15 protein-coding genes are annotated in these 14518 nt (G+C 61.2%); 6 read left to right on the top strand and 9 right to left on the bottom strand.

Going from position 1 to position 14518, the window contains the following annotated elements; translation table 11 throughout:
- Window positions 1–49: 49 nt before the first annotated feature.
- Both BLU46_RS17120 and dadA read right to left on the bottom strand, forming a co-directional pair.
- The gene (locus BLU46_RS17120; RefSeq protein ID WP_003208752.1) at window positions 50–403 is read right to left on the bottom strand and encodes a RidA family protein; all 354 of its coding nucleotides are present in this window, start codon (window positions 401–403) and stop codon (window positions 50–52) included.
- A complete protein-coding gene (dadA, locus tag BLU46_RS17115) occupies window positions 375–1676 on the bottom strand; it encodes a D-amino acid dehydrogenase (RefSeq protein ID WP_063033857.1) in 1302 nt (433 codons plus the stop codon). The genes BLU46_RS17120 and dadA overlap by 29 nt, the downstream gene beginning before the upstream one ends.
- A gap of 156 nt (window positions 1677–1832) precedes the next feature.
- On the opposite strand from dadA, the gene BLU46_RS17110 reads away from it, so the two are divergent.
- Window positions 1833–2321 carry an Lrp/AsnC ligand binding domain-containing protein gene (locus BLU46_RS17110; RefSeq protein WP_003206849.1) on the top strand — a complete coding sequence of 163 codons (489 nt, stop codon included), beginning with the start codon at window positions 1833–1835 and terminating at the stop codon, window positions 2319–2321.
- Between the two features lie 128 nt (window positions 2322–2449).
- Here the strand turns inward: BLU46_RS17110 and BLU46_RS17105 are convergent, their stop codons facing one another.
- Window positions 2450–2803 (bottom strand): YkgJ family cysteine cluster protein, encoded by a 354-nt coding sequence (locus BLU46_RS17105; protein ID WP_003208747.1) that lies wholly within the window; start codon window positions 2801–2803, stop codon window positions 2450–2452.
- A gap of 115 nt (window positions 2804–2918) precedes the next feature.
- On the opposite strand from BLU46_RS17105, the gene BLU46_RS17100 reads away from it, so the two are divergent.
- Window positions 2919–4211: an NAD(P)/FAD-dependent oxidoreductase gene (locus BLU46_RS17100; protein ID WP_093203716.1), complete on the top strand. Its 1293-nt coding sequence runs from the start codon at window positions 2919–2921 to the stop codon at window positions 4209–4211.
- Between the two features lies 1 nt (window position 4212).
- Here the strand turns inward: BLU46_RS17100 and BLU46_RS17095 are convergent, their stop codons facing one another.
- Window positions 4213–4449 carry a DUF1127 domain-containing protein gene (locus tag BLU46_RS17095; RefSeq protein WP_093203711.1) on the bottom strand — a complete coding sequence of 79 codons (237 nt, stop codon included), beginning with the start codon at window positions 4447–4449 and terminating at the stop codon, window positions 4213–4215.
- A gap of 166 nt (window positions 4450–4615) precedes the next feature.
- Here BLU46_RS17095 and BLU46_RS17090 point away from each other — a divergent pair, with 166 nt between their 5' ends.
- Complete coding sequence (locus BLU46_RS17090; RefSeq protein ID WP_093203706.1) at window positions 4616–6040, top strand: aminotransferase-like domain-containing protein; 1425 nt, start codon at window positions 4616–4618, stop codon at window positions 6038–6040.
- A gap of 62 nt (window positions 6041–6102) precedes the next feature.
- Entirely contained in the window at window positions 6103–7665 is a 1563-nt protein-coding gene (locus tag BLU46_RS17085; RefSeq protein WP_063033853.1) for a phospholipase D family protein, read from the top strand.
- 125 nt (window positions 7666–7790) lie between these two features.
- Here the strand turns inward: BLU46_RS17085 and BLU46_RS17080 are convergent, their stop codons facing one another.
- Window positions 7791–8933, bottom strand: coding sequence for an MFS transporter (locus BLU46_RS17080; protein ID WP_093203702.1), 1143 nt, complete (start codon window positions 8931–8933; stop codon window positions 7791–7793).
- 156 nt (window positions 8934–9089) lie between these two features.
- Window positions 9090–10583, bottom strand: a complete 1494-nt coding sequence (locus BLU46_RS17075; protein ID WP_017476698.1) for an aldehyde dehydrogenase — start codon at window positions 10581–10583, stop codon at window positions 9090–9092.
- Between the two features lie 230 nt (window positions 10584–10813).
- Between BLU46_RS17075 and BLU46_RS17070 the strand changes: the two genes are divergently transcribed.
- Window positions 10814–11176: a cupin domain-containing protein gene (locus tag BLU46_RS17070; protein ID WP_003213261.1), complete on the top strand. Its 363-nt coding sequence runs from the start codon at window positions 10814–10816 to the stop codon at window positions 11174–11176.
- A gap of 71 nt (window positions 11177–11247) precedes the next feature.
- Here BLU46_RS17070 and rpmG read toward each other — a convergent pair whose 3' ends face one another.
- Together rpmG and rpmB are read right to left on the bottom strand one after the other, a co-directional pair.
- A complete protein-coding gene (gene rpmG / locus BLU46_RS17065; RefSeq protein WP_003176906.1) occupies window positions 11248–11403 on the bottom strand; it encodes a 50S ribosomal protein L33 in 156 nt (51 codons plus the stop codon).
- Between the two features lie 11 nt (window positions 11404–11414).
- Complete coding sequence (rpmB, locus tag BLU46_RS17060) at window positions 11415–11648, bottom strand: 50S ribosomal protein L28 (protein WP_003213263.1); 234 nt, start codon at window positions 11646–11648, stop codon at window positions 11415–11417.
- A 458-nt stretch (window positions 11649–12106) separates the two neighbouring features.
- Here rpmB and BLU46_RS17055 point away from each other — a divergent pair, with 458 nt between their 5' ends.
- Window positions 12107–13699 (top strand): ABC transporter substrate-binding protein, encoded by a 1593-nt coding sequence (locus BLU46_RS17055; RefSeq protein WP_063033851.1) that lies wholly within the window; start codon window positions 12107–12109, stop codon window positions 13697–13699.
- Window positions 13700–13727: 28 nt separating this feature from the next.
- On the opposite strand, the gene radC is transcribed toward BLU46_RS17055, so the two are convergent.
- On the bottom strand, window positions 13728–14402 hold the full coding sequence (gene radC / locus BLU46_RS17050) for a RadC family protein (protein WP_063033850.1): 675 nt from the start codon (window positions 14400–14402) through the stop codon (window positions 13728–13730).
- Window positions 14403–14518: the final 116 nt, after the last annotated feature.

The raw sequence follows: 14518 nt of genomic DNA, 5'->3' as shown, positions 1-14518 counted from the left end.
AAAAAACCGGCACCCACTGACTGCGCGGGAACCGGGAGAGGAGTTTTGCTTAAGGCAGAGCGGCCACAACCGACAGCTCCACCAGGATTTCCGGTTCGCAGAGTTTCGCTTCAACCGTGGCACGGGCCGGCGCGACGCCTTTTGGCAACCACTTGTCCCATACCGCGTTCATCCCGGCGAAATCGGCGTCGATGTCTTTCAGGTAGATGGTCACCGACAGCAGCTTGGTCTTGTCGGTACCGGCCAGGTCCAGCAAACGCTCGATATTGACGAGGGTTTCGCGGGTCTGCTGTTCAATCCCGGCACTCATGTCGTCGCCGACCTGACCTGCCAGATACACGGTACCGCTGTGAACAACGATCTGGCTCATGCGCTCATTGGTGAGCTGGCGCTGGATTGACATGTTTTGCGGACTCCTGGTGGTTGCCATAACGGGAAATATCAAGACCTTCGGCACTGATTTGCGGGGTTTTCTTCGCCATCAAATCGGCCAGCAAGCGACCAGAGCCACAAGCCATGGTCCAACCGAGGGTGCCGTGGCCGGTGTTCAGGAACAGGTTCTTGAACGGGGTGGCACCGACAATCGGCGTGCCGTCTGGCGTGGTCGGGCGCAGGCCGGTCCAGAAACTGGCCTGGCTCAAATCGCCGCCCTGAGGATAAAGGTCGTTGACGATCATCTCCAGGGTTTCCCGCCGGCGCGGGTTCAGCGACAGGTCAAAACCGGCTATTTCAGCCATGCCACCGACGCGGATACGGTTGTCGAAACGGGTGATCGCGACCTTGTAGGTCTCATCGAGAATGGTCGAAGTCGGGGCCATCGCCGCGTTGGTGATCGGCACGGTCATCGAGTAGCCCTTGAGCGGGTACACCGGCGCCTTGATTCCCAGTGGCTTGAGCAGTTTCGGCGAGTAGCTGCCGAGGGCCAGCACGTAGCGGTCGGCGGTTTCCAGCTTGCCGTCGATCCACACACCGTTGATCCGGTCACCGGCGTAGTCCAGGCGCTGGATATCTTGCTCGAAGCGGAATTCGACACCCAGTTGCTTGCACATGTCGGCAAGGCGGGTAGTAAACATCTGACAGTCGCCGGTCTGGTCGTTCGGCAGGCGCAGGGCACCGGCGAGGATATCGGTGACGCTGGCCAGGGCTGGTTCAACCCGGGCAATGCCGGCGCGGTCCAGTAGCTCGTAAGGCACGCCAGACTCTTTCAACACGGCGATGTCCTTGGCGGCACCGTCCAGCTGGGCCTGGGTACGGAACAACTGCGTGGTCCCCAAGGTGCGGCCTTCGTAGGCAATGCCCGTCTCGGCGCGCAGCTCATCGATGCAGTCGCGGCTGTACTCGGACAGGCGCACCATGCGCTCCTTGTTCACCGCATAACGGCTGGCGGTGCAGTTGCGCAGCATCTGCGCCATCCACAGGTACTGATCGATATCGGCGGTGGCCTTGATCGCCAGGGGTGCGTGGCGCTCCAGCAGCCATTTGATGGCCTTGAGCGGCACACCCGGCGCAGCCCATGGCGAGGCGTAGCCCGGCGAGATCTGCCCGGCGTTGGCGAAACTGGTCTCCATGGCTACAGCCGGCTGACGGTCGACCACGACCACTTCAAAACCAGCTCGTGCCAAATAGTAGGCACTGGCCACGCCAATGACACCGCTACCCAAGACCAGAACGCGCATTTTTATTCCCTCATCACGGCTTGACCGCTGACGTTTGTTGTTCAGCACAAAGATGTGGGCAGTATAAAAAGCAATCACCAGTGTATTTCACTATATAACTGCCTATATTTGGCGACAATTCTCGGCAAAAACCCTTTTCACGGAGGAGCATCCCCTATGCGGACCAACACTCAAACCAAGCGGGAGCTGGACAAGATCGACCGCAACATCCTGCGCATCCTGCAGGCAGACGGGCGAATTTCGTTTACCGAGCTGGGGGAAAAGGTCGGCCTGTCGACCACGCCATGCACCGAGCGGGTCCGGCGCCTGGAGCGCGAAGGGATCATCATGGGCTACAACGCCCGGCTCAATCCGCAGCATTTGAAGGGCAGCCTGCTGGTGTTTGTCGAGATCAGCCTCGACTACAAGTCCGGCGACACCTTTGAAGAATTCCGACGCGCCGTGCTGAAACTGCCCCACGTGCTGGAGTGCCACCTGGTGTCGGGGGATTTCGACTACCTGGTGAAGGCGCGAATCTCGGAGATGGCGTCGTACCGCAAATTGCTCGGCGATATCCTGCTCAAGCTGCCCCACGTAAGGGAGTCCAAGAGCTACATCGTGATGGAAGAGGTGAAAGAGAGCCTGAACCTGCCGATCCCGGATTAAGACAGCACCACAGGCCAATGTGGGAGCGGGCTTGCTCGCGAAGGCGGCATGCCAGCCAACCCTATATCCACTGATCCACCGCATTCGCGAGCAAGCCCGCTCCCACACTAGTTGATCGGGGACATCCGCTAGACCAATACCTGACGCGTCGACGCCATGTACGCGTGAATCTGCTTTTCCACCCGTGGGTGGATCAACTCCACCGGGCGGCGGTCGTTGGGGCATGGCAAGGTCGGCGTGGTGCCGAACAGCCGGCAAATCAGCGGGCGTTCGTCGTACACGGTGCAGCCATTGGGGCCGAGGTGCACGCAGTTGAGTTCATCCATCGCCGCTTCCTGCTCGGCAGCGGTCTTGCGCGGCAGGCGCGACATTTCCTCGGGGGACGTGGTCACCGGCCCGCAGCAGTCGTGGCAACCCGGGACGCACTCGAACGAGGGAATCTGCCGGCGCAGCGCGTTGACTTTCTGACTGTTGCAACTCATCGACACAGGGACCGAACGGCGAATAGGCGTGGATTCTGCCCTAAAAGCCCGCGGTGAGACAGCTTCGCCCGACCGCTGTATCCTGCGTCAAATTTTCCAAACAGGGATGCTCCCCATGACCGCCAGCGCCCGGCACGCCAATTCCTACTACGCCGCCAGCAGTTTCCCGCAGCCTGATTATCCGGTGCTGACAGGTGAAATCGTGGCCGATGTGTGCGTGGTCGGCGGCGGCTTTTCGGGGCTCAACACCGCCCTGGAACTGGCAGAACGGGGTTTCAGCGTGGTCCTGCTGGAAGCCCGCAAGATCGCCTGGGGCGCCAGCGGGCGCAATGGCGGGCAACTGATTCGCGGCGTCGGTCACGGCCTGGATCAGTTCACCAACGTCATCGGCACCGAGGGCGTGCGTCAGATGAAACTGATGGGCCTGGAAGCCGTGGAAATCGTGCGCCAACGGGTCGAGCGTTCGCAGATCGCCTGCGACCTGACCTGGGGCTACTGCGACCTGGCCAACAAACCCCGCGACCTGGAACACCTGGCCGCCGACGCCGAAGAACTGCGAAGCCTCGGTTATCGCCATGAAGTACGCCTGCTGCAAGCCAGCGAGATGCCCGGCGTGATCGGCTCTAACCGCTATGTGGGCGGCATGATCGACATGGGCTCCGGCCACCTGCACCCGCTGAACCTGGCCCTCGGTGAAGCAGCGGCTGCACAACAGTTGGGCGTCCAGCTGTTCGAGCATTCCGAAACGGTGCGCATCGATTACGGCCCGGAGGTCAATGTTCACACGGCTCAGGGCAATGTACGCGCCAAGACCCTGGTGCTGGGCTGCAACGCTTATTTGAACGGCCTCAACCCGCACCTGAGCGGCAAAGTGCTGCCCGCCGGCAGCTACATCATCGCCACCGAGCCGTTGAGCGAAGCCCAAGCGGCCGAGCTACTGCCACAGAACATGGCGGTGTGTGACCAGCGGGTGACGGTGGACTACTTCCGGCTGTCCGCCGACCGACGCTTGTTGTTCGGGGGTGCCTGCCATTATTCCGGACGGGATCCGAAGGACATCGGCGCCTACATGCGTCCGAAAATGCTGCAGGTATTCCCACAACTGGCCAACGTGAAAATCGATTACCAGTGGGGCGGCATGATCGGCATCGGCGCCAACCGCCTGCCGCAGATTGGCCGGCTGGCCGACCAACCCAATGTGTATTTCGCCCAGGCGTATGCTGGCCACGGCCTCAATGCCACCCACCTGGCAGGCAGACTGCTGGGCGAAGCCATCAACGGCCAGCAAAGCGGGCGGTTCGATCTGTTTGCGAAGGTGCCACACATCACCTTCCCGGGCGGCAAGCATTTGCGCTCGCCGCTGCTGGCGCTGGGAATGCTCTGGCACCGGTTGAAAGAACTGGTCTGAATCAACCGCGCCAGAAGGGTTTTAATCCTTCCTGGCGCGCCTGTTCGACACTCAGGCCCACGTCACGCAGTTGTTCAGGGGTCAACTCCAGCAAGGTCTTGCGCGTGTGCATGCGGTGCCAGAACAACGCCCATGAGCTGAGTGCGGGGGCCGTGGTCCGCGCCGCCATGCGCCGCTCCTGCCCGGCTTCCAGTTCCTGACCGTGTAACGCCAACCGCACATCGCTCAACCCGCTCATTTTTCCTGCCCCTCATTTGCGTATTGCCATGAGTACGTAGGATGAGCCAGTGCGCGAAACCATGACAGATTCAACCACCCAGTATTAAATCCATACAGATACTGCCTATTGGCGGCTGAATCCTGTATTTTCAGCCTATCTGTACTGGTAGCCGGGAAGCATCGCCATGACCCTATACGTCAACCTCGCCGAACTGTTGGGCACGCGCATTGAGCAGGGCTTCTATCGCCCGGGCGATCGATTGCCGTCAGTGCGGGCCTTGAGTGTGGAGCACGGGGTAAGCCTGAGCACCGTACAGCAGGCCTATCGGATGCTGGAAGACAACGGCCTGGCGATGCCAAAACCCAAATCCGGCTACTTCGTACCCGTGGGCCGCGACTTGCCCGCACTGCCCGCCGTCGGCCGCCCGGCCCAGCGCCCGGTGGAGATTTCCCAGTGGGACCAGGTGCTGGATCTGATCCGCGCAGTGCCACGCAAAGACACCATACAGTTGGGTCGGGGCATGCCGGATGTATTGTCGCCGACCATGAAACCCCTGTTGCGCAGCCTGGCCCGGATCAGCCGCCGCCAGGACATGCCAGGGCTGTATTACGACACCATCCACGGCAACCTGGAGCTGCGCGAACAGATCGCACGCCTGATGCTCGATTCAGGCTGCCAACTGACGCCCCAGGATCTGGTGATCACCACCGGTTGCCACGAAGCGCTGTCCGCGAGCATCCACGCCATCTGCGAGCCGGGCGACATCGTTGCCGTCGACTCGCCGAGCTTCCATGGCGCCATGCAGACCCTGAAAGGCCTGGGCATGAAAGCCTTGGAAATCCCCACCGACCCACTCACGGGTATCAGCCTGGAAGCGCTTGAACTGGCGCTGGAGCAGTGGCCGATCAAAGTCATCCAGCTGACCCCCAACTGCAACAACCCACTGGGCTACATCATGCCGGAGTCGCGTAAACGTGCGCTGCTGACCCTGGCCCAGCGCTTCGACGTGGCAATCATCGAAGACGATGTGTATGGCGAACTGGCCTACAGCTACCCGCGTCCACGCACTATCAAGTCCTTCGACGAAGATGGCCGCGTCGTACTGTGCAGTTCCTTCTCGAAAACCCTGGCGCCCGGCCTGCGGATTGGCTGGGTAGCACCCGGTCGTTACCTCGAGCGCGTCCTGCACATGAAATACATCAGCACCGGCGCCACCGCGACCCAGCCGCAGATCGCGATTGCCGAGTTTCTGAAAAATGGCCATTTCGAACCGCATTTGCGGCGGATGCGTACGCAATACCAGCGTAATCGCGACCTGATGCTCGATTGGGTCAGCCGCTATTTCCCGGCCGGCACCCGCGCCAGTCGTCCACAGGGCAGTTTCATGCTGTGGGTGGAGCTGCCGGAAGGCTTCGACACCCTGAAGCTCAACCGGCTGCTAGTGGATGAAGGTGTACAGATTGCCGTGGGAAGTATCTTTTCCGCCTCCGGCAAGTACCGGAATTGTTTGCGCATGAACTACGCTGCCAAACCGACGCCGCAGATTGAAGAGGCCGTGCGCAAGGTCGGCGCAACCGCCATCAGGTTGCTGGCCGAAGCGGTGGACTGACCTTTTGCGGGAAATAGCCGTCATATGCCGACAATCGCCCTGACTCGGAACCCATGTCATTGATGACCCAACGGCTATTACCGTTTTTCCTGCTGGGCATCCTGGCCCTGGGCGGCTGCGCAACCATCGACCAGCCGCGCACGCCCAGCGAGGCGCTGCCGGCCAGCGAGTCGTCCTTCGGCCGCTCGATCCAGGCCCAGGCCGCGCCGTACAGAGGCCGCTCCGGTTTCCGCCTGCTGCCCAACAGCAGCGAGGCCTTCATGGCTCGCGCCGAACTGATCCGCAACGCCCAGACCAGCCTCGACTTGCAGTACTACATCGTCCACGACGGCATCAGCACCCGCATGCTCGTGGATGAACTGCTCAAGGCCGCCGACCGTGGCGTGCGCGTGCGTATCCTGCTGGACGACACCACCAGCGACGGCCTGGACCAGATCATCGCCACCCTCGCCGCCCACCCGCAGATCCAGATTCGCCTGTTCAACCCGCTGCACCTGGGCCGCAGCACCGGCGTGACCCGGGCCATGGCGCGGCTGTTCGACCTGTCGCTGCAACACCGTCGCATGCATAACAAGCTGTGGCTGGCGGACAACAGCGTGGCCATCGTCGGCGGCCGCAACCTGGGGGATGAATATTTCGACGCCGAGCCCAACCTCAACTTCACCGATATCGACATGCTCAGCGTAGGCCCGGTGGCCGAACAACTGGGCCACAGTTTCGATCAGTACTGGAACAGTGCGTTGAGCAAGCCCATTGGCGATTTCGTCAGCAGCGCCTCCAAAGGCGACCTGGCCAGCGCCCGCGTACGCCTGGAAGAATCCCTTGCCGAGTCTCGCCAGCAAAACCATGCCCTGTACAACCGCCTGCGCACTTACAAGACCCAACCGCGCATGGACATCTGGCGCCGCGAACTCATCTGGGCCTGGAACCAGGCACTGTGGGATGCGCCGAGCAAGGTGCTGGCCAAGGCCGATCCGGATCCACGGCTGCTGCTGACCACCCAGCTGGCACCTGAGCTGGAAGGGGTGAGCCACGAGTTGATGATGATCTCGGCTTACTTCGTGCCGGGCCAGCCTGGCCTGGTGTACCTGACCGGTCGTGCGGACGCCGGCGTCTCGGTGAGCCTGCTGACCAATTCCCTGGAAGCTACCGACGTGCCCGCCGTCCACGGTGGCTATGCGCCCTACCGCAAGGCATTGCTGGAGCACGGAGTGAAACTGTACGAGTTGCGCCGCCAGCCGGGAGACGGCGGCGGCAGCGGCCCTCATCTGTTCCGCAAAGGCACTTTCCACGGCTCGGATTCCAGCCTGCACAGCAAGGCGATCATCTTTGACCGGGAGAAATCCTTTATCGGCTCATTCAACTTCGACCCGCGCTCGGTGCTGTGGAACACCGAAGTCGGGGTGCTGGTGGACAGTCCCGAACTGGCGGAACACGTGCGCAACCTGGCACTGGAGGGCATGGCGCCCCCGTTGAGCTATCAGGCGAAACTACAGGATGGCCAGGTGGTGTGGGTGACTGAAGACAACGGCCAACTGCACACCCTGACCCGCGAACCGGGCAGTTGGTGGCGCCGGTTCAATGCCTGGTTTGCCACATCCGTCGGGCTGGAACGCATGCTTTAAGAACAGCGCAGAGCCCTGTGGGAGCCGGGCTTGCCCGCGATTGCGGAGTATCAGGCACAGGATGCGCAAGCTGACACTCCGCTATCGCAGGCAAGCCAGCTCCCACAGTTGTTCGCATTTCAAGTTCAGGCCGGCTGGGCGCCGCCGAATGCACCTTGGCGAAGCAGCAGAATCACCAATCCCAGCGCCCCCGCTGCCATCAACAGCGGCAACGCATGCCCGCTGATCCACTGGCTGCCGGCACCAGCCACCAGTGGGCCGATCAGGCAGCCAATGCCCCACAGCTGCGCGATATGCGCATTGGCGCGCACCAGTGCGTCGTCGCGGTAGCGCTCGCCAATCAGGATCAGCGACAAGGTGAACAACCCACCGGCGCTGGCCCCGAACAGCACCCACACCGGCCAGATCAGCAGCGTATCCAGCAACAGCGGAATTGCCAGGCTCGTCGCCAGCAGCATCAGCGCGCAGCCGAGAAACAGTGTGCGTCGAGGCAGGTAGTCCGCCAGCGCGCCAATCGGCAGTTGCAGCAACGCATCACCGACCACCACCGTACTCACCATCGCCAGGGCAATCTCGGCGGTGAAGCCCTGTTGCAGGCAATACACCGGCAACAGCGTCAGAATCATCGCCTCGAACGCGGCGAATAACGCCACCGCCCAGGCAATCGCCGGCAAACCCTGGCAGAAGCGCAGCAAGTCGCCGAAGGTCACGCTGAAGGACTCGGCAGTCGGCGCACCGGTGCGGCCCAGCAGCAGGATCGGCGAGAACGTCAGCAGACCAACGCCCACCCAGAAGCCAATGTCGTTATCCGTACCCAGCGCGCCCAGCAGCAATGGGCCTGACAGTTGGCTCAAGGCATAGCTACAGCCGTACAGCGCCACCAGACGGCCGCGCCAGCGCTCGATCACCAGTTGGTTGATCCAGCTTTCGCCGAGGATAAACACGATGGTCAGGATCACCCCGATCATCAGCCGCAGCACCAGCCATACCGGGTAGCTGGGCAATACCGCCAGCAAGCCGATGGAAATCGCCCCGGCCCACAGGCACAGGCGCATCAGGTTCGCCGTACCCAGGCGCGAGGCCAGGCCGCTGGAGACCTTGGCACCCAACAGCACACCAAAGGCCGGCATCGCCGCCATCACGCCGATGGCGAAGCTGCCGTAGCCCCAGCTTTCCAGGCGCAGGGACACCAGCGGCATGCTCACGCCCAAGGCCAGGCCCACGCTCAAGACCGACGCCAACACGGCGAAATAGGTCGCCCAACGCATTTCCACGCTCCTGTGGATGATTTGGAGATCACACAAAACAGTGTGGGAGCGAGCTTGCTCGCGAATGCGGTGTACCAGTCAATACATCGGCGACTGTGCTACCTCATTCGCGAGCAAGCCCGCTCCCACATTTTTTACGGCGGTGTTTCTGGAAGCTTACAACTTGATCCAGGTCGCCTTCAGCTCGGTGTACTTGTCGAACGCGTGCAGCGACTTGTCGCGGCCGTTACCCGACTGCTTGAAACCACCGAACGGTGCAGTCATGTCGCCGCCATCGTACTGGTTGACCCACACGCTACCGGCACGCAGTGCCTTGGCGGTCAGGTGCGCCTTGGAGATGTTCGACGTCCACACCGCAGCGGCCAGGCCGTATTGGGTGTCGTTGGCGATCGCAATGGCTTCTTCCACGCTGTCGAAGGCAATCACCGACAGCACCGGGCCGAAGATTTCTTCCTGGGCGATCTTCATGGCGTTGGTCACGCCGTCGAAAATCGTTGGCTCGACATAGGTGCCACCGCTTTCCTGCAGCGTGCGCTTGCCGCCGGCCACCAGCTTGGCGCCATCGGCATGCCCGGCTTCGATGTACGACAGCACGGTGTTCATCTGCTGGGTATCCACCAGCGCGCCAACCGTGGTGGCCGGGTCCAGCGGGTTGCCCGGCTTCCAGGCCTTGAGGGCCTCGATCACCAGCGGCAGGAATTTATCTTTGATCGAACGCTCCACCAGCAGGCGCGAACCGGCGGTGCACACTTCGCCCTGGTTGAAGGCGATGGCGCCGGCCGCGGATTCGGCGGCGGCTTGTAGGTCCGGGGCATCGGCAAACACGATGTTCGGGCTCTTGCCGCCAGCTTCCAGCCAGACGCGCTTCATATTCGACTCACCGGACCGGATCAGCAGTTGCTTGGCGATCTTGGTGGAACCGGTGAACACCAGGGTATCGACGTCCATGTGCAGCGCCAGGGCGTTACCCACGGTGTGGCCATAACCCGGCAGCACGTTGAACACGCCTTTCGGGATACCGGCTTCAACCGCCAGCTCGGCGATGCGGATCGCGGTCAGCGGCGACTTTTCAGACGGCTTGAGGATCACCGAGTTACCGGTGGACAGCGCCGGTCCGAGTTTCCAGCAGGCCATCATTAGCGGGAAGTTCCACGGCACGATGGCCGCGACAACGCCGACGGGCTCACGGGTCACCAGGCCAAGCTGGTCGTGGGGAGTGGCTGCGACTTCATCGTAGATCTTGTCGATGGCCTCGCCGCTCCAGCTCAGGGCTTGCGCCGCGCCCGGGACGTCGATGTTCAGGGAGTCGCTGATCGGCTTGCCCATATCCAGGGTTTCAAGGAGTGCCAGCTCTTCGGCGTTGGCCTTGAGCAAGCCGGCGAAACGGATCATGGTGGCTTTGCGCTTGGCTGGCGCCAGGCGCGACCAGGCACCGGAATTGAAGGTGGCGCGGGCGTTTTCAACCGCGCGCTGGGCGTCGGCGACGTCACAGCTGGCAACCGTTGCCAGCAGACGGCCATCGACCGGGCTGAGGCATTCGAACGTATCGCCGGAAACGGCGGCGGTGTATTCGCCATTGATGTAGGCGCGGCCTTCGATCTTCAGATCCTTGGCGCGTTGTTCCCAGTCGGCACGGGTCAGGGTGGTCATGCGAGTGTCCTCCTCTTATTGAATACAAGGGCCGGGCGATGTACCCAGGCGCCTTCGAAGAATGCTTGCCCAGCCAGCCAGCTGTTCGGCTCAAGGCAGCTGCCACCCTAAACCAGCGACGATGGATGTTTCAATATATTTGACATAACGGCAGCAAACGCCCTTGCGATGTTCATTTTAATAAACATAGACTTTGAGCTCTCCAACCGCAGGCCAGACGGGACACGCCCATGAACATCCAGAATATCGTCGACTTCAGCCAGGCCAGGACTGAGCCTGACCGCTACCGTCCGGCCGCGGAGAAAATCCTCAAGGGCGACCCTGAGCAAACCGTCTACAACCACTACAACAGTCCGTGCGGCCAGATGAGCGCCGGGGTCTGGGAAGGTGAAGTCGGGCAGTGGAAGGTCAATTACACAGAGCATGAGTACTGCGAGATCGTGCAGGGCGTCTCTGTATTGCGCGACGCCGACGGCAACGCCAAGACCTTGCGGGCCGGTGATCGCTTCGTCATTCCGGCCGGCTTCAGCGGCACTTGGGAAGTGCTGGAACCCTGCCGCAAGATCTACGTGGTGTTCGAAGAAAAGGCCTGATCAATTCTTCAGGCACAAAAAAAAGCCCGCATCGTGAGATACGGGCTTTTTTTCACAAGAAAGAAAACCAATTACTTGATTTTGCCTTCTTTGTAGATCACGTGCTTGCGAACGCGCGGGTCGAACATTTTCTTTTCGAGCTTGTCCGGGGTAGTACGCTTGTTCTTGTCGGTAGTGTAGAAGTGACCAGTACCGGCGCTAGAGATCATTCGAATCAATTCACGCATGATTTAGCTCCTTAGATTTTGCCGTCGCGGCGCAGTTCGGCCAGCACGACAGTGATGCCGCGCTTGTCGATAACACGCATGCCTTTGGCAGATACGCGCAGACGGACAAAACGTTTCTCTTCTTCAACCCAAAAGCGGTGATGCTGCAGGTTTGGCAGGAAACGACGACGGGTTTTGTTGTTTGCGTGGGAAATGTTATTCCCAGTCACCGGACCCTTACCGGTAACTTGACAGACTCTCGACATGCCTCAGCCCTCTAAAACCACATGCCCAACCCGGCATGGGTTGGCCGCTTAATCTCTCAGTCATTTGGCGCCAGGCGCCGCGTTTCTTTAGGGTCTTACCGGCTACACCTACTAGCGAAGGAACCGGGCCCCTAGAAAAGAGCGCTGCTTTATACCAGAAAGACCCCAGTGCAACAACAGGCCGTGTACTTTTATACGCGTAAATCCAGGCCATGGACGCCTGAACCGTTGCCAGGGTGGGCTGCTATAGAAGCTAACCGCTCGTCGCACAGAATGATTTACAGCGCCCGCGCGCACTGCAAAGTGCTCGGCAAAACGACCTGAGGCGCCATCAAAACAGTATTTGAGGCAAAAGCACAGGCAAAAATGGGCTAGTCATTTGTCAATCCGCCCACTACGGTAGGACTTTTCCAGACTGCACTCGCAGATGGGCCTTCGATCTGCAAAGGAAACCGAATATGCGCCTCGCTGCCCTACCGCTATTGCTAGCCCCTCTTTTTATTGCTGCACACGCCCAGGCGGCCACCACCCTGAGTGTCTGCACCGAAGCCAGCCCCGAAGGCTTCGACGTGGTGCAATACAACTCGCTGACCACCACCAACGCCTCGGCAGACGTATTGATGAACCGTCTGGTGGACTTCGACGCTACCAGCGGCAAGCTGGTCCCGAGCCTGGCGGACAGCTGGGACGTCTCGCCGGACGGCCTGACCTACACCTTCAAGCTGCATCCGGATGTGAAATTCCATCGCACCGAATACTTCACTCCAAGCCGTACCCTGACCGCCGAAGACGTGCGCTTCAGCTTCGAGCGTATGCTCGACCCGGCCAACCCGTGGCACAAGATTGCCCAGAGCGGCTTCCCCCACGCCCAGTCGCTGCAACTGCCCACATTGATCAAGAAGATCGACGCCCTCGATCCGCTGACGGTGCGCTTTACCCTGGACCACGCCGATTCAACCTTCCTCGCCGCGTTGAGCATGGGCTTTGCCTCGATCTACCCGGCAGAATACGCCGACAAACTGCTCAAGGCGGGCACACCTGAAAAACTCAACAGCCAGCCTATCGGCACCGGCCCGTTTATTTTCGGGCGTTTCCAGAAGGACGCGACGATTCGCTACAAGGCCAACCCGGACTACTTCGCCGGCAAGCCTGCGGTGGATAACCTGATCTTTGCGATCACCCCGGACGCCAACGTGCGCCTGCAAAGGTTGCGTCGCGATGAGTGCCAGATCGCCTTGTCGCCCAAGCCCCTGGATATCGATGCCGCACAGAAAGACGCCGACCTGAAGATCGAAAAAACAGCGGCCTTCATGACCGCGTTTGTCGCCATCAACAGCCAGCATCCGCCGCTGGACAAACCGGAAGTTCGCCAGGCAATCAACCTGGCCTTCGACAAGGCCAGCTACCTCAAGGCGGTATTCGAAGGCACCGCTGAAGCCGCCAACGGCCCGTACCCGCCCAATACCTGGAGCTACGCCAAGGACTTGCCAGGCTATCCGCAGGACATCGCCAAGGCCAAGCAGCTACTGGATCGCGCCGGGCTCAAGGATGGCTTCAAGACCACCATCTGGACCCGCCCTTCGGGCAGCCTGCTGAACCCCAACCCAAGCCTCGGCGCACAACTGCTGCAAGCGGATCTGGCCAAGGTCGGCATCCAGGCTGAAATCCGCGTGATCGAATGGGGCGAACTGATCCGCCGCGCCAAGGCCGGCGAGCACGACCTGCTGTTCATGGGCTGGGCCGGCGATAACGGTGACCCGGATAACTTCCTGACGCCGCAGTTCTCCTGCGCGGCCGTAAAGTCCGGCACCAACTTCGCCCGCTACTGCGACCCGGCGCTGGACAAGCTGATCAGCGCTGGCAAGACCACCAGCGAACAAGGCGTGCGCAGCAAGCTGTACCAGCAGGCCCAGGCGCAGATCCAGCAACAGGCGTTGTGGCTGCCACTGGCGCACCCGACGGCGTTTGCGCTGACGCGCAAAAATGTCGAGGGGTATCAGGTGAGCCCGTTCGGGCGCCAGGATTACTCCAAGGTCAGCGTCAAACCCTGAACCCTGTCAGGGGCTGGCGTGCCAGCCCCTACATCCACCCATATTCCGCCATCGACAGCGGATCACCCTCCCCCACAATGATGTGGTCCAGCACACGCACGTCCACCATCTCCAACGCCTTTTGCAGCACTCTGGTCAGTTTTCGATCAGCAATGCTGGGCTCGGCGCTGCCGGAAGGATGGTTATGGCACAGGATCAGCGCAGCAGCGTTGTAGTCCAACGCGCGCTTCACCACTTGCCGGGGGTAGACGATGGCGTTGTCGATGGTGCCTTGAAACAGCTTCTCGAAGCCCAGCACCCGGTGTTTGGAGTCGAGAAACAGGCAGCCGAATATCTCGTGAGGCTCATGGCGCAGTAGCGCTTTGAGGTAGTCGCGCACGGCCTCCGGACTTTCCAGCACCGAGTCGCTGCGTAGGCGCTCGGCCAAATGACGGCGGGCCATTTCCAGTACGGCTTGAAGCTGGGCGAACTTCGCCGGCCCCAGGCCCAGGTGCTGGCTGAACACCGTCTGCCTGGCCTCCATCAGCGCGCGCAAGCTGCCAAATTGCGCCAGCAGATGCCGCGCCAGGTCCACGGCACTTTTACCGGATACCCCGGTGCGCAGGAAAATCGCCAGCAATTCAGCGTCGGAAAGATTCTCTGCGCCCAGCTCCAACAACTTCTCCCGCGGACGCTCTGCCGCAGGCCAATCGCGAATACTCATGGCACCTCCGTGTGCATGTGCGCCGCTGTTGCATGGCGGACGCTGTGGTATCTTAGGCCATCTTTTTGCGTGCGATTTCACCTGGGGAGGGGGCATCGCAACGCCATCACTGAACT

The sequence above is a fragment of the Pseudomonas yamanorum genome, assembly GCF_900105735.1.
Classification (GTDB): Bacteria; Pseudomonadota; Gammaproteobacteria; order Pseudomonadales; family Pseudomonadaceae; genus Aquipseudomonas; species Aquipseudomonas yamanorum.
The sequence above is the reverse complement of the archived record's forward strand: the minus strand, read 5'-3'. Positions and strand labels throughout refer to the sequence as shown.